The sequence below is a fragment of the Thiofilum sp. genome (assembly GCF_016711335.1).
In the GTDB taxonomy this organism is placed as follows: Bacteria; Pseudomonadota; Gammaproteobacteria; order Thiotrichales; family Thiotrichaceae; genus Thiofilum.
Window position 1 is genome coordinate 662,317 of sequence record NZ_JADJTF010000001.1, and the last position, 19,290, is coordinate 681,606.

A 19,290-nucleotide genomic window follows, 5' to 3' on the forward strand; every position below is an offset into this window, starting at 1 on the left:
AAAAAATTAACTCTTTTATAATGACACTTAATCGATTGACTCAAGGTTTTTAAGTGACTGCATCCCCACTCCCTCCCCTAGCCGAGCGTGTCTTAGCTTGGTTTCAAGTCTATGGACGCAAAGACTTACCGTGGCAACACAACCCTACTCCCTATCGGGTGTGGGTATCGGAAATTATGCTGCAACAAACCCAAGTCACTACCGTGATTCCCTACTATGAACGTTTTATGCAATCCTTTCCTGATGTACTAACACTCGCTAATGCAGACGATGATCAAGTGCTGAAACATTGGCAAGGATTGGGCTACTACACGCGTGCACGTAATCTACATAAAGCGGCTCGAATTATCCGTGATCAGTATCAAGGGCAATTTCCGACCAAGATTGAGGCAGTTGAAGCACTACCGGGGATAGGGCGCTCTACTGCTGGAGCGATTTTGAGTCTTAGTATGGGGCAAAAACACCCGATTTTAGATGGCAATGTCAAGCGCGTATTAGCCCGTTATCACGCTTTAGAGGGCTGGTCTGGCACACCTGCTAATCAAAAAAAATTGTGGGCATACGCAGAACTCCATGTGCCTGATCATGCTAATGCTGCCTATACTCAAGCGATGATGGATATGGGCGCAACCCTTTGCACGCGTAGTAAGCCATTGTGCTTAATGTGCCCGCTCCATGAAGATTGTGCGGCCTTAAAAACCGGACGCCCACAAGACTACCCTGCTCCCAAACCTGCTAAAGAGTTACCGCATAAAACGCTTTGGATCGCTATAGTGCTTAATGCTCAAGGTGAAATATTACTGCATAAACGCCCACCCACTGGCATTTGGGGCGGTTTGTGGAGTTGCCCAGAGTTTGTACGTTATGAGGATTTAAAAGATTGGGCTAATACGCTGGGTGCTAATGAGTCGGATATAAAACTGCCGGATTTTGAGCACGGTTTTTCACACTATAGCCTGACTATGCACCCTGTAGTACTCGATTTAAGGGTAGAACCTGCACGGGTAATGGAAGCGAGTAGCTCAGTTTGGTATAACAGGGCACAAGATTTTCAGGGCGGCTTAAGCAGTGCTGCCCAATTCATACTCAAGCAATTCGATTTAGATAAGGAGTTACCATGACACGCATGGTTCAGTGTGTATTACTTAAGCAAGAAGCCGAAGGTTTAGAACGTCCTACCTATCCGGGAGCTTTAGGTCAGCGTATTTTTGACAATGTGTCTAAAGCAGCGTGGCAAAAGTGGCTGCGTCAACAAACGATGCTACTAAATGAATATCGCCTCAGTCCGATTAATCCCCGTGATCGTAAGTTTTTAGAAGAAGAAATGGAAAAATTCTTCTTCGGCGAAGGTGCATCACAGGTGGAAGGTTATAAGCCTGTTTAAGTACCAAGTACCGAATACTATTGCTAGAATAGGATCTAATCGATTGATAGTTAGTTATTTAAAATAAAATTTTAAAAAGGTGTTTTCGTATGCAAATCATGCTAGATATACCAGATCAATACCTGATCGATCAGTCCCCTAGTGAATTTGGTAAACGTATCAAACTATATGCTGCGCTAGTTATGTTCCAATCGGGCAATATGTCTGCTGGCGCAGCCTCTGAGTTTGCAGGAGTGGATCGCTTCACCTTAATTGCTGAATGCCAAAAACGTAATATTCCGCTAATTGATTTCGCGCCGGAAGAATTGGATGCAGAACTCGAAGACCTGCGGAAAATTGCCTGATGCTGATTATTGCTGACTCATCCGCACTGATCGCACTCGCTGAATGTGATATGTTGCCATTATTGGATGTACTATTTCAGGAAGTTCGTGTTCCTCGCCCTGTCTTTGAGGAGTGTACGCTTCTCGGTAAACCGCAGGCTAATCGTTTAGCCACCTACCTCGCAGACAAAACCATCGACATTGATCTTTCATCTTATATCTTTTCGATCAATGGCTTGGGACGTGGCGAATTGCACGCAATGGCACTTTACCGCTACTTGAACGCCGATAGATTTTTAGTGGATGACCAACGTGCTAAAAAAGTTGCTATCCTGAACGGAATAAGCACTATTGGTAGTGTTGGTATCCTGCTACGTGCCAAAGAAAGGGGCTTGATTCCAGCTATCAAGCCGCCTATTGCGGCTATCCAGCGTTCCGGTATTTACTTGAGTGAGCGAGTAGTAAAACATGTATTGGAATTGGCGGGTGAAGATTACCCCTAAAAACTACTCGACTGCACCCATAAATTAATCCCTCCGTCTTGTGCTACTTGTTCAATCGCTTGTAAAACCTCTGCCTCAAACACTAAATGATTTAAAGCTGCCACATTCTCATCTAATTGGCTCACACTACTCGCGCCCACTAAGACCGAGGTAATACGCCGATCCCGTAAAGCCCATGCTAACGCCATTTGCGCTAAAGACTGACCCCGCGCGGCAGCAATTTGATTCAGGGCTTGTACCATCGCTAAATTGCGCTCATTGAGAAACTCACCCAAAAACGAAGAATTTTGCGTAGCACGCGAACCCGCTGGCACACCTTTTAAGTATTTATTACTTAGTAAGCCTTGAGCGAGGGGGGAAAACGCAATACAGCCCATACCCTCCTCTTCTAAAGTACCTAATAGCTCCTTTTCAATCCAACGATTGAGCAAGGAATAAGAAGGCTGATGGATTAAACACGGTGTCCCTAATTCACGCAAAATCGCGGCGGCTTCACGCGTTTTACTGGCGGAATAGGACGAAATGCCTACATACAAGGCTTTACCTTGGCGCACAGCGTTATCTAATGCCAGCATGGTTTCTTCAATCGGGGTTTCAGGGTCAAAACGATGCGAATAAAAAATATCAACATAATCCAAGCCCATACGCTTGAGGCTTTGATCGAGACTAGCCAGCAGATACTTACGTGAGCCGCCTTGACCATAAGGCCCTGCCCACATGTCATAGCCTGCTTTGGTCGAGATAATCAGTTCATCTCGATAGGGCGCTAGATCTTGGCGTAAAAAATTACCAAATAATTGCTCGGCTGACCCCGGAGGGGGTCCATAATTATTGGCTAAATCAAAATGGGTAATCCCTAAATCAAAGGCACGTCTGACCATGGCACGCGCATTATCGGCTGTGCCATTCGTGCCGAAGTTATGCCATAAACCGAATGAAAGCGCGGGTAGTTTTAAGCCACTGCGTCCGCAACGCCGATAGAGCATAGTGTCATAACGCTGAGGATAGGGGGTATATAACATAATCAAAACTCCTGCGATTAGCCAAAGCTAAAGCGTAGCGCAAATTGTGCCTTAAGTTGATTAGTTACTGAGTGCATAGTGGATTAAAGAGCTTATCAAAGTATGGAGTCGATTCGTGTTACACTACTAGGCAATTATTTATCCGCTTGATATAGCCCTATGATACTCACTGCTCTCATTGCCGCATTGGAAGCGGCGTTTAATCGCTGGCTCCAACTCGACCCTGATGCCTTGCCACGCATCACCGCCTTACAAGGGCGGATTATTGCCGTGCACATTACGGGTTTAGACCTCAAGGTATTTTTTATTCCCACATCCAGCGGTGTCACGATTAGCATGGACTATCAAACTGATCCCGATGTAACCATCAGTGGCTCGGCAATGGCTTTATCTAAGCTAGCCTTGAGTGAGGATGCGAGCAAAGCCTTATTAGAGTCGGGGGTAAAAATAGAGGGTGATTTACGCACGGGGCAGCGCTTTAGTGAAATTCTAAAAGAGGTCGATATTGAGTGGGAAGAACTGCTCTCTCAGGTGGTGGGCGATATAGTCGCACATCAAATGGGTGAGACGGCTCGTAGTACTCAAGGCTGGCTCAAAGATACGGCACAAGCTATGCGCCTCAATACCCGCGAATACTTACAAGAAGAAAGTCGCGTCTTGCCTGCCGATGCTGAATTGAATTATTACCTTGATGCCGTCGATACCCTACGCGCTGACACGGATCGACTAGCCGCCCGCGTCCAGCGTCTTACAACACAGGCAGACGTGGAATGATTGCACCGATTAAAGGTTTAAGACGTTTAATGCGTCTATGGTCGATTATTCGCGTCATTATTCAGCAGGGCTTGGATGAATTATTTTTCAGTATTCCACTGCTGCGTCCGGTGAGTTTTATTTACAAATTACTGCCTTGGAATTGGGTGCAACATGAGCAAGCGCCTTTAGGGGTTAGGATTCGAGTGGCGTTGGAGGAGTTAGGTCCTGTTTTTATTAAATTTGGACAAATGCTCTCCACACGGCGCGATTTATTGCCTGATGATATTGCTTTAGAACTCAGCCGCTTACAGGATCGCGTTCCGCCTTTTGCGAGTAATGAAGCACGAGCTATTATTGAAAAAGCTTACGGTCAGTCATTAAACACCGTATTCCAGCAGTTTGATAGTGAGCCACTAGCTTCAGCATCGATGGCGCAAGTACATGCTGCCACGCTGTGGAGTGGTCAAGAAGTGGTTGTTAAGGTACTGCGTCCTAATCTGCTCAAAACTATCCAGCAGGATATTGAGGTGATGTATCTATTTGCGGGTTTAGTGCAGCGCTATTGGAGCGAGGGTAAGCGCTTGCATCCGGTAGAAATTGTCCGTGAATATGAAAAAACCATTCTTGATGAGCTAGATATGCAGCGCGAAGCGGCGAATGCCAGCCAACTAAGGCGCAATTTTGAAGGTTCGCCTGATCTGTATGTACCCGCGATTGATTGGCAATACACACGCGATAATGTGATGGTGATGGAGCGCATTTATGGTATTCCGGTGGGCGATATTGAACGCTTGCGCTCGCTGAATATTAATTTCAAGCGCCTAGCGGAGCGTGGGGTAGAAATCTTTTTTACTCAAGTATTTCGCCATAATTTTTTCCATGCCGATATGCATCCGGGCAATATTTTTGTTGAAACGCATAATCCTGATGATCCGCGTTATATCGCGGTGGATTTTGGGATTGTGGGGACTTTATCCAATGAAGATCAGCGCTATTTAGCCGAAAACTTTTACGCCTTTTTTAATCGTGACTATAAGCGCGTTGCCGAATTACACGTCGAATCGGGTTGGGTTCCCGCTACTACTCGTGTAGAGGAATTAGAAGCTGCGATTCGTACCGTATGTGAACCGATATTCCAACAACCGCTGAAAGATATTTCGTTTGGTTATGTATTATTGCGCCTGTTTCAAACCGCACGACGCTTTAATATGGAAGTGCAGCCACAATTAGTCTTATTGCAAAAAACGTTATTAAATATTGAAGGTTTAGGACGCCAGCTTTATCCCGATTTGGATTTATGGGCAACGGCTAAACCGTTTTTGCAGCGTTGGATGGATGAACAAGTGGGTATTCGAGCGCTGTGGAAAGGGGTAAAAATCAATGCACCTAAGTTTTTAGAGCAACTCCCTTATATGCCTAGCCTGCTGCATGATTTAGCGCAACAAGCGGTGCAACATAAACTCACCACACGTTTTGAATCAGAGCAATTAGAGTTATTACGCCAACAATTACAATATCAACAGCGTACTCTAGTCTATGTGCTCTTAGGCGGAATATTATTAATCAGTGCGCTGTTAGTGCCTAGTAATTGGCAATTAATGTCTTGGTGGGGTATTTCGAGTTTGAGTTGGGGCTTGGGTGGAATGGGTTTAGGTTTATTGATCTATAGTGTTATGCGCTCACAGCCTAAACAGTGGAGTACTTGAAAACTCAAGTACTCTTACAGCTTTATAGGATTACTGAGCTTTTAACAAAATATAAACCGCCCCGGTGCCCCCATCGACCGGACGTGCTGAATGATACGCCAGTACTCGATCATGTTGGCGCAACCAACGGCTGATTTTGATCTTTAATACCGGGCCTTTATTAGAGGAACCATTGCCCTTGCCGTGAATCACACGTACACATTCGCCTTGTCTAGGGTGGGCGGTTTGCAGGAAAAAATATAAATACTGTCGTGCCTGATCGACATTATAGCCATGCAAATCAATTTCACTGGCTACCCGATAGCCACCACGTTTGAGCTTTAAAAACACGCGCTGTTGAATACCCGCACGACAATAAGTCAACACATCACCCGGCTGCATATCCGTCGGGTCATACTCATCCGAAAACATATCGATCAGCACTTGACGCTCATCTTCAATCGTTTTCAGCGGTATAGGACGCGGCTTTCTTGTATAATGAGCCACTTGATTAGTAGCACGTAAGGGAGTGACATCTTTCGCCCACTCACGAAACAGGGCTATATCATCAGCACTATCGGGCTGGGGTTTAGGTTTAAATCGCAACATATTTAGGCTCCCCGACTAGATAATGGCTTCACAGCCCAAATACAACATAAACATTAATAAAACACTAGATGCTATGAATATTTTACTCAGTAATGATGACGGCTTTTTAGCTCCCGGTATTAATAGGCTGCGTGAAGCGTTATCCCCTATCCATCAAGTCATTACCGTTGCACCGGATCGAGATCGTAGTGGTGCGAGTAACTCACTTACTTTAGAAAATCCGTTGCGCCTCCTACAACAGGGGACTGATTTTTATAGCTTAAATGGTACACCGACGGATTGTGTCCATTTGGCTTTAACCGGATTATATACCGATCCGCCCGATATTGTGATTTCCGGCATTAATGCAGGTGAAAATTTGGGAGATGATGTGCTGTACTCAGGCACGGTTGCCGCTGCAATGGAGGGGCGGTATTTAGGTTATCCAGCCATTGCAGTCTCTATCGCTAATCATCGCCCGCGCTATTTTGAAACGGCGGTACAAGCGGTACTAGCCCTATTGCCTAAAATCCCTGATTATCCTGAAGGCAGTATGATTCTGAATGTGAATGTACCTGATTTACCTTGGGAGCAAATCAAAGGCATTCAAGTGACCCGTTTAGGTCAACGACACAGAGCCGAGCCTGTGATTAAAGATAAAGACCCACGCGGGCGCGATATTTATTGGATTGGTCCTCCGGGTAAAGAGCAAGATGCAGGCGAAGGAACCGATTTTTATGCGGTGCGTAATGGCTATATTTCGATTACGCCTTTACATAGTGACTTAACACGCCATCGGATTTTAGACGCTACCCACCAATGGCTACAACAATAAACAGCTCACGGAGGACAGTTATATAAGCATGTATAATCGCAATCTCGATATTCAAGGCAGTGGCATGACCTCACAGCGCACGCGGGATCGTTTGGTGCAATTACTGCGTAGCAAAGGTATTGAGGACGAGGCGGTGCTGCATATGATCAGTAAAATACCGCGTCATTTATTTGTAGATGAAGCCCTCTCTATCCGTGCTTATGAAAATAACGCGCTGCCTATTGGTTATGGGCAGACTATTTCTCAGCCCTATATTGTGGCACGGATGACGGAGCTGGCTCTAAAAACCGAGCGCCCGCTCACTAAGGTATTAGAAGTGGGTACGGGTTCAGGGTATCAAGCCGCCGTGCTCGCCCCTTTTGTCAAAGAGTTATATACCGTAGAACGTATTAAGCCACTTTACGAAAATACTAAGCAACTGCTACGTGACTTAGGCTATCGCAATATTCGTACTCTTTTGAGTGATGGTAGTTGGGGTCTGGCTAAAGAAGCCCCCTTCGATGCCATTGTCGTAACCGCAGCGCCTGAACAAGTGCCTGAAGTATTATTGGAACAACTGGCGGAGGGGGGGAGGTTAATTATTCCAGTAGGGCAGCAAGGTACACAGCAATTGCTGCAAGTGATTACCCGTTATCCTGAACAGCATTATGAAACGGTGACTTATGAACCTGTACAATTTGTCCCACTGATTCGTGATAAAAATTAAGCTAGGCGTGCTAACTGACTTAAAATCAATAAAAAATTGAACTTTTCAACTTTAAATCGGCCTAGCTAATAACGCCTAATTCAGACTAATTTCAGTTAAGTGTGGTAAATGAGATGTTTTTTCAGACATTAACGCTAAATTATTTTTAGCTGAATAAATCCACATAAAGAATGCTTGATTCCAAAGCCTAGAGCAGACATTATCAAGTTCTAAGCTGATAAAGCTTAATGGGCGGTTAATAGACAGGGAATTTGATTTACAATCGGGTCAAGTAGTTGGTTGGCTTACCGATTTTACTGCCTAGCTACTTCATAGCTAAGGGGCAATTTACTTTACATCGAGCTATTAAAGTGTCAATCACTCAATGTCCTAGTCGCCACTCCTTACTCCTTGATTTTATTATTACAGGTGTCATCTATGAACAGACAACTTAAAGCAACAATTACAGTGTCATTAGCGGGTATAGTGAGTGCGGCCTGTGCCCCTCAAAGTGATAGCTATTTAATGACTTCTAATACGCCTGCACCTAAAGTTTATAGCTATACCGCCGCAGCGGCTAAAAGCGCTAATACCCCCGTCACTCACTCGCATAGTGGCAAAGTACATACGCATATTTTACCTCCTAGCGGTATTATTCATACTCATGTTGCCCCCGTGCGTACCAGTACTTCTACAGCAGTAACACGCCCTAATACAGTAGTAGTGCGTCCGGTTTATCGCCCTAGTGCTCCGGTACAATATCGTCCCGCACCTGCACCTGCTCCGCGCTATACACCGGCTCCAGCGCCGCGCTATGCGCCTGCTCCACGTTATACGCCTGCACCAGCGCCACGCTATGCGCCTGCACCCGCACCGCGTTATGCTCCAGCCCCAACGCCAGCGCCACGTTATGCACCAGCTCCAACGCCAGCACCGCGTTATACCCCAGCTCCACAGCCTAACTATAATTACAACTACAGTGTTGCTCCTCAACCTAGCACCGATACCTACACTGGCGCAAATTTCGACTACAGTGGCGTAGGTGATTATAATTACAGCCCTAATGCAGCTCCTAGCACCAGCTATAGCAGCACTCTACCGTCTACCTCAGCTAATACCTACTACAGTACTACGCCTAGTGATGATTACTTCAATTACACTAAACCTAAAGCCCAGCCGGCTAATCCTAATTATGCTTATGAGTACAATGCAGGCAACACAGCCTATAGTGATTACAGCGTTAATAATCTGAAAAACCCCGGTGTGACAGCATCCACCACTAGCTATAGTGGGGGCAATAGCTACACCGTACAGCGTGGAGATACGGTATTCCAAGTGATGCGTAATACGGGCGTTTATTGGAAAGATATTATTCGCCTCAATAAACTCCAAGGCCCTGACTACACCATTAAGCCCGGTCAAGTATTAGCATTAAAATAATGACTTATGGTTCTACTCAGCTAGCTAATGTTAGCTGAGTACTTGGTTCTAGTCGTTGAATGGAGTGCTATTTAATATAACGTAATAATTGTTGAGTCGTTACCGCACCCATATGAGTATCTACAATTTGTCCATTAGGCGAAATAATATAAGTGGTAGGAACCCCATAAATTAACCCTAGTGCAAACATAGTACTGTCTTGAGTCGGTGCAACGGTATAATTAATACCACGTTGACGCATAAACTGCTTCATACGTGCTACTGGGGTCTCACCCGCATCCATCCCTAAAACCACCGCCTTATTACGATAACGTTGTGCAATCCCCTTGAGCGCCGGAATCTCCTGTAAGCAAGGACCACACTCCATAGACCAGTAATTTACAATTACCCATTTACCACGATAATCTGACAAACGATGTTGCTTACCATCAATATCCCGGAAAGAAAAATCCGGCGCTTGTCCACCAGCATTCGCTATGGAACAAAACATTAATATAAAGCAACCTAATATCCATTGAATTTTTTTCATGCTGAATCCTCAATCTGATACTACAGACAATTTAAGCTAAAACGATGTAGTTATAAGTGGGTAATGCTTGATTAAAAATGACTAAGTACACACACCGTACTCCAACAAGCCGCTCTAATAGCCAACACCTACACCCTATAAATCTAGTCTAAATCCATTAAATTATTTAACTGAATTTAATGACTTGAACGCCTGTAGGCTAAATTTAGCGTTCTTGGATTGCAAGTGGTATTTAAGCGACAAGTACTGCCAGAATACTTGTCGTTTTTCTTTGCTGATCAAGCTGTTAACTAAGCCAAGTAATTCACTTAGCTTCTTGATCTCAGACGCACTAACGCTAAACCACCAAGAATCAGCGACAATAGAATTTGACCCCATTGTGATAAGGTAGGTACGGGTTTAACAGTACTATCGGGTTGAATCGTACCTTGCAGATAATCAGGGATACCATTTTTATCACTGTCTACCGCATCACTAGGACTGCCATCACCGTTAGGATCGGATACCTCTTGTTTAGTAGGAGTACCATCACCATCGTCATCGGCATCTAAATAGTCTGGAATACCATCATTATCGGTATCATCATCGGTAGGTGTGCCACCGTTATAGTTTTCAAATTTTGTCAGAATGCCGTCATTATCGTCATCTGTATCTAAGGCATCGATTTTACCATCGCCATCGGTATCACGCGGTGCATTAGGATTCGCACCTACCTCAACCTTATCCGGTACACCATCCCCATCACTATCTGCCTTATTGGGATCAGTACCAATCAGCGCCTCTTGGGCGTCGGTTAAACCATCCTTGTCAGTGTCTTGGTTATTGCTAGTGTCATCATAATTATCTAAATAATCAGGAATACCATCACCATCGGAGTCTTTAGCATCACTCGGATCACCATCGCCATTAGGATCAGCGTTTTCAGATTTAGTAGCAATCCCGTCTAAATCATCATCCTCATCTAAATAGTCGGGTTTACCGTCACCATCGGTATCATCATTTTCTGGAGTACCACCATTATAGTTTTCGTATTTAGTTAATACCCCATCATTATCATCATCCGTATCTAGCGCATTGATCTTGCCATCACCATCGGTATCCAGCGGAGTACTGACATTAGCACCTACCTCGACCTTATCATTAATACCGTCACCATCGGTATCTGCTTTGGTTGGGTCAGTGCCTAAAGCGGTTTCCTGTTTGTCAGTTAAACCATCTTTATCAGTGTCAGTATCAACTGGAGTATCATCTTTGTCATCAAGGTAATCAGGTTTGCCATCACCATCTGAATCTTTAGCATCACTAGGATTACCATTACCATCAGGATCTGGGCTTTCAGAAACGGTTTCTAGACTATCGTTATCATCGTCGATGTCTAAATAGTCGGGCTTACCATCCCCATCGGTATCATCATCTTCAGGTGTACCGCCGTTATAGTTTTCATACTTAGTAAACACACCGTCAGCATCGTCGTCTACGTCCAGATAATCAGGCTTACCGTCACCATCGGTGTCATCATTTTCTGGAGTACCCCCATTATAATTTTCATTCTTAGTGAGTACGCCATCACCATCATCATCCGTATCTAAGTAATCCGCCTTGCCGTCAGCATCGGTATCATTAGAAATCGGTGAGCCGTTATTATAATTTTCGTTTTTAGTCAGAATGCCGTCGTTATCATCATCATCATCTAGGGCATCAATCTTACCATCCCCATCGGTATCAATAGGGCTATTGAGATCGGAACCTACCTCAAGCTTGTCATTAACACCATCCCCATCACTATCGGCTTTAGTAGGGTCAGTACCTAACTTTGTTTCTTCAGAATCTTTTAAACCATCGCCATCGGTATCGGGATCAGGTACTGGATTACACACGGCTGGTTTGACAATCGGGCAACCATAATTACCGGCATAGTTATTATCACTATAAGAACCCCACCCTAGATTGGTAAATTGGTTACCAGGCCCTGTACCTACTGAGTTGGGCAATTGATTGAATAGGTCATCATTCGCCATGAGTTGAATAGCACCCACCTCACAACTACCAGAGTTCTTAAAGTTAAACACCTCTATCGGTTTATCGCCCTGCCAAGGAAAGGATTGATTATCCGTAGTATTAAAGGTCAGCGAGATATAGTCACTATTGGTCTCTTCGGTGGGACTACGTACTACCGACCCTACCGTCCACTCCACATTAGTAACTGCCGACTGCAAATCATTAATGGTAAATTGATCTATCGTTTGAGCAGCGTGCGGAACTTTTAAAGTCACTTGTCCGGTTAAACTTAAATTAGGTGCAGGTGTACTGCCCGGATACATATACACACGATACCGAGCGGCGGCATTATCATAATCCACTCGATAATACACAGAGTTAGCTACTACAGTCGTGGGTGCGGTAGGACAAGTATTCGCCGTGCTATCAATCGTTACATAAACCGTGGCACTGGCTGTTCCACCCTTACCATCAGAGACTGTATAAGTAAATGAATCGGCTTTTGCGCTTGTTGAGGTCGGCGTATAAACCAAATTATTGCCATCTTGGGCAACTGTACCCGCCGTACCTTGAGTAAATTTGGTAATAGTCAGCGTATCATTATCAGGATCAGAGTCATTGACTAACACTGCAACACTACCTGAATCGCCAGACTTTACTGTTAACGTGTCGTCCATCGCATTGGGTACTTTATTGGGATTAGGATTACCATTATCGCAAATGGCAGCCGTACCATAATTACCCAAATAATTATTCTCAATCACTTCTGGATCAGGCATCCAACCAATATTAGCAAACTGATTGCCCGGATTCGTACCGACTGAGTTCCCCCCATTGGGCACATTAAAAGGATCCGAAGTATTATTCATTAACTCTACTGCCCCTAAACAGGCTCCAGAGTTCTTGAAGTTAAACACCTCTAGCTCTTGATCAGCGACCCAAGGAAACGCTTGTGGGTTAGTAATGGTGGCAGTGAAAGATAAATAATCAATATCGGTCGCTTCGCTAGGTGCTCTTACCGTAGAACTATTCGACCAAAAAATGCCGGAAACTGTAGAGGTGACATTCGCAGGTGCAAACCGTTCAGTAGTACTTGCAGAATGGGGCGCTCTAATAGTGACTTGAGAAGACAGAGTTAAATTCCGATTCGGAACCGAGGTAGGGCGCATAAAAACACGATATAACTGAGCTGTACTATCCCAACGGATGTTGTACTCCACACCCTCAGTCGTTGTCCCTGCAAACGCTATGCTGCTGGCTTGCGTCAGCATTAGCAAAACAAAACCCCTTATTACAGCGTGGCCATTTATTTTTTTCATTATTAATTACCGCTCTTTTCTTAGCCATTTAAACCCAAATAAGGGAATGGCAGCCCCTTAGCTGCCACTCCCTTTGGTCATTACTTCGGCAATTGCTCGTTAATGACGTAGTTAGCACTGAAGGTAGTATTACCTGGGTGCATTAGAACGTTACCTAAGAGTAAGTTCACATCGTTATCAGGACCTGCGAAGATGGTAATACCATCCATAGTCAGATCCCCTAAACGGTAACCATTCAGACGATAGTTAGTACTCACTGTACCATTACCTGCTGATAGCAACACATTACCTAAGATAGTACTGGTGTCGTTATCAGGACCTTGCGCAATCACTGCATAAGAGCTATTGGCTTGGTCGTTGGCGTTACCTGCCCACATTAAGGCTTTACCACCTGCGACGATACGTGCATTAGAGCCATGAGTAATCACAGTCGGATTAGTAAAGTCTACTAAGACTGGATTAGCTGATAACCCAATACCGGTATTGGTCATAATACCCATGTGGTTACGATGACGCACAGCGACATAGTAGCCCGCTGTGGGTACACCACTCATGCGTAATACGTCTGAACCAGTCGCCGCATCGACTACATCACCATCGCGTTGTACTAAACCAGCAATAGTTTTCACTACTGTTTTAGGTTGAGTGAAGTCACGTAACTCGACTAAGACCCAATCCACTACGGCATCATTACCAGATACCGTCAATAAGGAAGGCGCTGCTACCTCATTACCGGTGTGACGATAGGACAATGCACCGTAAGGTTGGCTGCTAGGAATTAATGTCAGAGTACGTAATGTATCCGCCATCATACCCGTTGAACTACTATAAGCACCTTGCAGCATTACTTTGACTTTAATAGCCACAGAGTCGGCTACCGCATCTAAGTAGTCTGGGAGCATGTCACCATCAGTATCTACCGCATCTGAAGGATTACCATCACCATTTGGATCAGGCTGCTCATCTTTGGTCAGAACCTTGTCATTATCGTCATCGGTATCTAAGTAGTCTGGTGTACCATCCTTATCAGTATCGTCATCCGCTGATGTACCACCATTGTAGTTTTCATGCTTGGTGAGGACAGTATCATTGTCATCATCAGTGTCTAATGCATTGATCTTACCATCGCTGTCAGTATCCGTTGGGCTAGCTGGATTAGCACCGACTTCAACACCATCCGGTACAGAGTCACCATCAGTATCAGGGTTCATTGGGTCAGTACCCACTGTCGCCTCATCCTTAGTGGCTAAACCGTCACCATCATCATCCGCGTCTAAATAGTCTGGTTTACCATCGGCATCCGTATCTAAGGCATCGGCTGGATTACCATCGGTATTAGCATCGGGTGTTTCAGCAGAGGTCAGACGACCGTCACCATCATCATCAGTGTCTAAGTAGTCTGGTTTACCGTCGCCGTCAGTATCGTCATCTTCTGGAGTACCACCATTGTAATTTTCAAACTTGGTCAATACACCGTCGTTGTCGTCATCAGTATCTAAGGCATCAATCTTACCATCGCTATCAGTATCGACTGGAGCGGCTGGATTAGCACCCACCTCTTTACCATCACCAATACCATCACCATCGGTGTCTGGATTCATTGGATCAGTGCCAATAGTGGCAACTTCATCCTTAGTGGGTAAACCGTCACCATCATCGTCTGGATCGAGATAATCAGGTGTACCATCCTTATCAGTATCCACTGCATCGGCTGGGCTACCATCACCATTCACATCTGGTGATTCGGTTTTGGTCAGACGACCATCATTATCATCATCAGTGTCTAGGTAATCAGGTATACCGTCTTTGTCACTATCATCGTCGGCTGGAGTGCCACCGTTATAGTTCTCATTTTTGGTTAAGATACCATCTTGATCATCATCTTCATCAAGCGCATCAGGCTTACCATCACCATCGGTATCGACTGGAGCGGCTGGATTAGCACCAACTTCTGTAGCATCGGGAATACCATCACCATCCGTATCAGGACTATTAGGATCAGTGCCAAGCTTAGCTTCATCGCCATTGGTTAGACCGTCACCATCCTTATCACCTAATGGACCATCGGTATTATCGGGATCTAAGTAGTCTGGGATAGCATCGCCATCAGTATCGACTGCATCGGCTGGGCTACCATCCTTATTAGGATCAGCTTGTTCGCCAGTAGTGGGGACACCATCATTATCATCATCAGGATCTAAGTAATCGGGAATACCATCTTTGTCAGTATCATCATCCGCTGGAGTACCACCGTTGTAGTTCTCATTGGCGGTTGGGATACCGTCATTATCATCATCAGGATCTAATAGATCGGGAATACCGTCTTTATCACTGTCTACTGGAGTCGCAGGATTAGCACCCGCTTCAGTAGCATCAGGGATACCATCACCATCAGAGTCTGGGCTTAATGGATTAGAACCAATGGCTTTCTCAACCGCATCAGGCACACCATCATTATCAGAATCAATATCTAAATAGTCTGGAATACCATCTTTGTCAGTATCTACTGCATCGGCTGGATCACCATCTTTATTAGGATCAGGTTGCTCAGAAGCCGTTGGAGTAGTATCGCCATCATCATCGGTATCTAAGTAATCAGGCGTTCCATCCTTATCACTATCATCATCAACCGGTGTACCACCGTTGTAATTTTCGTTCTTAGTCAGGATACCGTCTTGATCATCATCCGTATCTAATACGTCTGGTGTCTTATCGCCATCAGTATCGGTTGGGCTAGCTGGATTAGCACCCACTTCCACGCCATCAGGCACACCGTCTTTATCAGTGTCTGGATCTAATGGATTAGAACCGATAGTAGTCTCATCCTTAGTAGGAACACTATCACCATCATCATCGGTATCTAGATAGTTTGGAATACCATCTTTGTCGGTATCATCATCTTCAGGAGTACCACCATTGTAGTTCTCATCCTTAGTGGGTGTACCGTCATTATCGTCATCGGTATCAAGAGGATCTGGAGTACCATCTTTATCACTGTCCACTGGTGTTGCTGGGTTAGCACCCGCTTCTACACCGTCTGGAACACCGTCACCATCAGAGTCTGGATTATTAGGATTAGTGCCAATGGCTTTCTCAATCGCATCAGGAATACCGTCGCCATCGTTATCAGCATCTAAATAGTCTGGAGTACCATCACCATTGGTATCCACTGCATCGGCGGGATCACCATCTTTATTAGGATCAGGTTGTTCAGCGGCTGTTGGAGTGCCATCACCATCATCATCGGTATCTAAGTAGTCTGGGGTCTTATCGCCATCAGAATCATCATCTTCTGGAGTACCACCATTATAGTTTTCAAACTTAGTTAAAATACCGTCATTGTCATCATCGGTATCTAATACGTCTGGCGTCTTATCACCATCGGTATCAATCGGGCTGGCTGGGTTAGCACCCACTTCCACACCATCAGGTACACCATCACCATCGGTATCTGGATTGAGTGGTTGTGAACCTAATTTGGTTTCATCGGGAGTAGAAACACCGTCACCGTCATCGTCAGTATCTAAGTAGTTAGGAATACCGTCTTTGTCAGTGTCGTCATCCGCTGGAGTGCCACCGTTATAGTTTTCATCCTTAGTAGGAATACCGTCACCATCGTCATCGGTATCTAATACGTCCGGGGTACCGTCTTTATCAGTATCGATAGGAGCGGCTGGATTAGCACCTACTTCAACACCGTCTGGAATACCATCACCATCAGAGTCTGGATTCAATGGGTTAGAACCGAGCGCTAACTCATCCTTATCTAATACACCATCGCCATCAGCATCCGTGTCTAAATAATCGGGTGTTTTATCACCATCGGTATCTAAGGCATCGGATGGATTACCATTCTTATCAGGATCAGGAGACTCATTAGCGGTTAGGAGAGTGTCACCGTCATCATCCGTATCTAAGTAGTCTGGTGTACCGTCTTTATCAGTATCGTCATCAGTGGGTGTTGCACCATTGTAATTTTCGTACTTAGTGAGAACAGTATCGTTGTCATCATCGGTATCTAATACATTGGGTGTCTTATCACCATCGGTATCAGTAGGTGCATTAATATTGGAACCTACCTCAGTCTTATCATCAACACCATCACCATCGGTATCTGCTGATAAGGGGTTAGAGCCAATAATAGTGGTCTCATCTTTTGATAGCAGACCGTCACCGTCATCATCAACGTCTAAGTAGTCTGGTGTTTTATCACCATCAGTATCGTCATCAACGGAAGTACCACCATTGTAGTTTTCATCTTTGGTGAGCTTACCGTCTTGATCGTCATCGGTATCTAATGGATCAATAGTACCATCTTTATCCGTATCTTGAGGTGCTGCAACAGAACCGATTTCAGTACCGTCTGGAACACTGTCACCATCAGAATCCGGATTGAGTGAGTTCATACCCAACTTGGTTTCGTCTTTAGTTAAGACGCCATCACCATCATCATCAGTATCTAAGTAGTTCGGAGTTTTATCGCCATCGGTATCATCATCGGCAGGTGTACCGCCATTATAGTTCTCATCTTTAGTGAGAATACCGTCTTGGTCATCATCCACATCTAAATAATCGGGGATACCGTCTTTATCAGTATCATCATCTGCTGGAGTACCACCATTATAGTTTTCACTCTTAGTCGGTACACCGTCTTGGTCATCATCAGTATCCAGCGCATCAATAGTACCGTCTTTATCACTATCGACGGGAGCAGCAGGATTAGCACCGACTTCGACCTTATCATTAATACCATCGCCATCAGAATCGGGATTGAATGGGTCAGTACCAATGGCTTTTTCTTGACCATCCAATAGACCGTCTTTATCACTATCGAGGCTATCGGTACAGTCAGCTAGATTCGCACCATAATTACCTAAGTAGTTATTGTCACCAGAACCACCCCAACCTAAGTTGGTAAACTGGTTACCGGGGTTAGTACCGGTAGAGTTATTAGGAACGTTAAATGGATCATTATTCTCCATTAAACGTACACCGCCCACTTGGCAGGTATTAGAGTTACCGAAACTAAAAACTTCTTTTTCTTGATTGGCTTGCCACGCAAATGCACTAGGTGACAACGGTGTCATGGTGAAAGAAATATAGTCGTAAGCAGGACCTTCAGTCGGTGCATCCGAACGAGAGTTAGCAGACCAAATGGTGTCTGCTACAGCACTGGTCACACCGGTCACCACAAAGCGGCTGCCGCCTGTACCATGAGGCACTTTAATAGTAACCTGAGAGGTTAAACTTAAATCAGGAGTCGGCGTAGTGGTAGGACGCATGTAAACATGATAACGACTATCCGCTGTACTCCAGCGAATATCGTATTCGATAGTTTGAGCAGCCCACGCGCTATTACCTAATAGTAAAGCAGCGGACGCACTCAAACCCAAATAGTGACGTAATTTTATTGGTTGCATTATTTAAGACTCTCTCATATTTTTTATGATTATTCGCAAGTCAGGCAAGGGATGGGGATAAAGCCAAACCTCACCCTTCCAAGGTCAAATTACTTAGCACAAGTAATAGCTGAGCCGTAATTACCTTTATAATTATTTTCGCCTACACCGCCCCAACCTAAATTAGTAAATTGATTACCCGGATTGGTATTGACTGAGTTATTGGTGACATTGAAAGGATCATCGACAGGCATTAAATCAACGCCTTCAACGCAGCCATTAGTAGATTTAAACGAGAAGATGACTTTTTCTTCGCCTTCTTTCCACGCATAGTTATGAGCACTATTCGCACGTAAACCTACGAAGGAAAATGAAATATAGTCATAATTAGCATTTTCCACGGGTGCATCTACGCGTGATGCTTCAATCCAATCAGAGCCTTCAACGGTGCTAGTCACGGTACCGACTTGGAAATTAGCCGCATGAGGTACACGTAAGGTTACTTGACCTGTGAGACTAATATCAGGTGTTGGTGTAGCGGTAGGACGCATCACTACTTGATAGGTTTCTTTATCCTCGGCCATCTTAATACTGTACTCTAGTACTTGATCAGCCATAGCAGCAGTTGATAGTGCGCTTAACAAGATACCCACACAAAAACTTGCAGCGCTCAGGAACTTATTAGTTTTCATTATTACTCCCAATGATGAGATTTAGATTTGTTCGTCTGACTCTAAAAGCTTATCAAATACCAGTATAAAATAAAATGATTAACTGACTTGCGGAGGCATCGAATAACAGCTTATCTGCTCTTTCTAACCTTG

At 44.7% G+C, this 19,290-nt stretch carries 15 protein-coding genes; 9 read left to right on the forward strand and 6 right to left on the reverse strand.

The genetic code is table 11. The features are described from left to right. Positions 1 to 53 precede the first annotated feature (53 nt). From mutY to IPL34_RS03170, 4 genes are all read left to right on the forward strand, one after another. Positions 54 to 1,121, forward strand: coding sequence for an A/G-specific adenine glycosylase (gene mutY / locus IPL34_RS03155; RefSeq protein ID WP_296837596.1), 1,068 nt, complete (start codon positions 54 to 56; stop codon positions 1,119 to 1,121). Beyond that, positions 1,118 to 1,384, forward strand: a complete 267-nt coding sequence (locus IPL34_RS03160; RefSeq protein WP_296837599.1) for an oxidative damage protection protein — start codon at positions 1,118 to 1,120, stop codon at positions 1,382 to 1,384. Before mutY ends, IPL34_RS03160 begins: the two co-directional genes overlap by 4 nt. Positions 1,385 to 1,473: 89 nt before the next feature. Beyond that, on the forward strand, positions 1,474 to 1,728 hold the full coding sequence (locus tag IPL34_RS03165; protein WP_296837601.1) for a UPF0175 family protein: 255 nt from the start codon (positions 1,474 to 1,476) through the stop codon (positions 1,726 to 1,728). Continuing rightward, positions 1,728 to 2,210 carry a DUF3368 domain-containing protein gene (locus IPL34_RS03170; protein WP_296837604.1) on the forward strand — a complete coding sequence of 161 codons (483 nt, stop codon included), beginning with the start codon at positions 1,728 to 1,730 and terminating at the stop codon, positions 2,208 to 2,210. The genes IPL34_RS03165 and IPL34_RS03170 overlap by 1 nt, the downstream gene beginning before the upstream one ends. On the opposite strand, the gene mgrA is transcribed toward IPL34_RS03170, so the two are convergent. Continuing rightward, on the reverse strand, positions 2,207 to 3,232 hold the full coding sequence (gene mgrA, locus IPL34_RS03175) for an L-glyceraldehyde 3-phosphate reductase (protein ID WP_296837606.1): 1,026 nt from the start codon (positions 3,230 to 3,232) through the stop codon (positions 2,207 to 2,209). The genes IPL34_RS03170 and mgrA overlap by 4 nt on opposite strands. 159 nt (positions 3,233 to 3,391) lie before the next feature. On the opposite strand from mgrA, the gene IPL34_RS03180 reads away from it, so the two are divergent. Then, positions 3,392 to 4,006: an SCP2 sterol-binding domain-containing protein gene (locus IPL34_RS03180; RefSeq protein ID WP_296837608.1), complete on the forward strand. Its 615-nt coding sequence runs from the start codon at positions 3,392 to 3,394 to the stop codon at positions 4,004 to 4,006. Continuing rightward, positions 4,003 to 5,694, forward strand: a complete 1,692-nt coding sequence (ubiB, locus tag IPL34_RS03185) for a ubiquinone biosynthesis regulatory protein kinase UbiB (protein WP_296837610.1) — start codon at positions 4,003 to 4,005, stop codon at positions 5,692 to 5,694. Before IPL34_RS03180 ends, ubiB begins: the two co-directional genes overlap by 4 nt. A 30-nt stretch (positions 5,695 to 5,724) precedes the next feature. Here the strand turns inward: ubiB and IPL34_RS03190 are convergent, their stop codons facing one another. Further along, on the reverse strand, positions 5,725 to 6,282 hold the full coding sequence (locus IPL34_RS03190) for a Smr/MutS family protein (RefSeq protein WP_296837613.1): 558 nt from the start codon (positions 6,280 to 6,282) through the stop codon (positions 5,725 to 5,727). A 73-nt stretch (positions 6,283 to 6,355) separates the two neighbouring features. On the opposite strand from IPL34_RS03190, the gene surE reads away from it, so the two are divergent. The 3 genes from surE (at position 6,356) to IPL34_RS03205 (ending at position 9,221) form a co-directional block, all read left to right on the forward strand. Next, positions 6,356 to 7,096 (forward strand): 5'/3'-nucleotidase SurE, encoded by a 741-nt coding sequence (surE, locus tag IPL34_RS03195; protein WP_296837615.1) that lies wholly within the window; start codon positions 6,356 to 6,358, stop codon positions 7,094 to 7,096. Between the two features lie 28 nt (positions 7,097 to 7,124). After that, positions 7,125 to 7,802, forward strand: a complete 678-nt coding sequence (locus IPL34_RS03200; RefSeq protein ID WP_296837618.1) for a protein-L-isoaspartate(D-aspartate) O-methyltransferase — start codon at positions 7,125 to 7,127, stop codon at positions 7,800 to 7,802. A 417-nt stretch (positions 7,803 to 8,219) separates the two neighbouring features. Beyond that, the gene (locus tag IPL34_RS03205; RefSeq protein WP_296837621.1) at positions 8,220 to 9,221 is read left to right on the forward strand and encodes a LysM domain-containing protein; all 1,002 of its coding nucleotides are present in this window, start codon (positions 8,220 to 8,222) and stop codon (positions 9,219 to 9,221) included. Positions 9,222 to 9,288: 67 nt separating this feature from the next. Here IPL34_RS03205 and IPL34_RS03210 read toward each other — a convergent pair whose 3' ends face one another. The 4 genes from IPL34_RS03210 to IPL34_RS03225 all read right to left on the reverse strand — a co-directional run bounded on the left by IPL34_RS03210 (position 9,289) and on the right by IPL34_RS03225 (position 19,158). Continuing rightward, positions 9,289 to 9,750, reverse strand: coding sequence for a TlpA disulfide reductase family protein (locus tag IPL34_RS03210; RefSeq protein WP_296837624.1), 462 nt, complete (start codon positions 9,748 to 9,750; stop codon positions 9,289 to 9,291). A 308-nt stretch (positions 9,751 to 10,058) separates the two neighbouring features. Continuing rightward, a complete protein-coding gene (locus IPL34_RS03215; RefSeq protein WP_296843032.1) occupies positions 10,059 to 13,019 on the reverse strand; it encodes an IPTL-CTERM sorting domain-containing protein in 2,961 nt (986 codons plus the stop codon). 128 nt (positions 13,020 to 13,147) lie between these two features. After that, on the reverse strand, positions 13,148 to 18,487 hold the full coding sequence (locus IPL34_RS03220) for a hypothetical protein (RefSeq protein ID WP_296837627.1): 5,340 nt from the start codon (positions 18,485 to 18,487) through the stop codon (positions 13,148 to 13,150). A gap of 89 nt (positions 18,488 to 18,576) precedes the next feature. Further along, positions 18,577 to 19,158: a cadherin gene (locus tag IPL34_RS03225; protein ID WP_296837629.1), complete on the reverse strand. Its 582-nt coding sequence runs from the start codon at positions 19,156 to 19,158 to the stop codon at positions 18,577 to 18,579. Positions 19,159 to 19,290: the final 132 nt, after the last annotated feature.

Excerpts from the sequence above, each read along its gene's own strand:
- IPL34_RS03160 (WP_296837599.1), top strand. The coding sequence starts at position 1,118 with ATGACACGCATGGTTCAGTGTGTATTACTTAAGCAAGAAGCCGAAGGT.
- IPL34_RS03165 (WP_296837601.1), top strand. The coding sequence starts at position 1,474 with ATGCAAATCATGCTAGATATACCAGATCAATACCTGATCGATCAGTCC.
- IPL34_RS03170 (WP_296837604.1), top strand. The coding sequence starts at position 1,728 with ATGCTGATTATTGCTGACTCATCCGCACTGATCGCACTCGCTGAATGT.
- mgrA (WP_296837606.1), bottom strand. The coding sequence starts at position 3,232 with ATGTTATATACCCCCTATCCTCAGCGTTATGACACTATGCTCTATCGG.
- IPL34_RS03180 (WP_296837608.1), top strand. The coding sequence starts at position 3,392 with ATGATACTCACTGCTCTCATTGCCGCATTGGAAGCGGCGTTTAATCGC.
- ubiB (WP_296837610.1), top strand. The coding sequence starts at position 4,003 with ATGATTGCACCGATTAAAGGTTTAAGACGTTTAATGCGTCTATGGTCG.
- IPL34_RS03190 (WP_296837613.1), bottom strand. The coding sequence starts at position 6,282 with ATGTTGCGATTTAAACCTAAACCCCAGCCCGATAGTGCTGATGATATA.
- surE (WP_296837615.1), top strand. The coding sequence starts at position 6,356 with ATGAATATTTTACTCAGTAATGATGACGGCTTTTTAGCTCCCGGTATT.
- IPL34_RS03200 (WP_296837618.1), top strand. The coding sequence starts at position 7,125 with ATGTATAATCGCAATCTCGATATTCAAGGCAGTGGCATGACCTCACAG.
- IPL34_RS03205 (WP_296837621.1), top strand. The coding sequence starts at position 8,220 with ATGAACAGACAACTTAAAGCAACAATTACAGTGTCATTAGCGGGTATA.
- IPL34_RS03210 (WP_296837624.1), bottom strand. The coding sequence starts at position 9,750 with ATGAAAAAAATTCAATGGATATTAGGTTGCTTTATATTAATGTTTTGT.
- IPL34_RS03215 (WP_296843032.1), bottom strand. The coding sequence starts at position 13,019 with ATGCTGACGCAAGCCAGCAGCATAGCGTTTGCAGGGACAACGACTGAG.
- IPL34_RS03220 (WP_296837627.1), bottom strand. The coding sequence starts at position 18,487 with ATGCAACCAATAAAATTACGTCACTATTTGGGTTTGAGTGCGTCCGCT.
- IPL34_RS03225 (WP_296837629.1), bottom strand. The coding sequence starts at position 19,158 with ATGAAAACTAATAAGTTCCTGAGCGCTGCAAGTTTTTGTGTGGGTATC.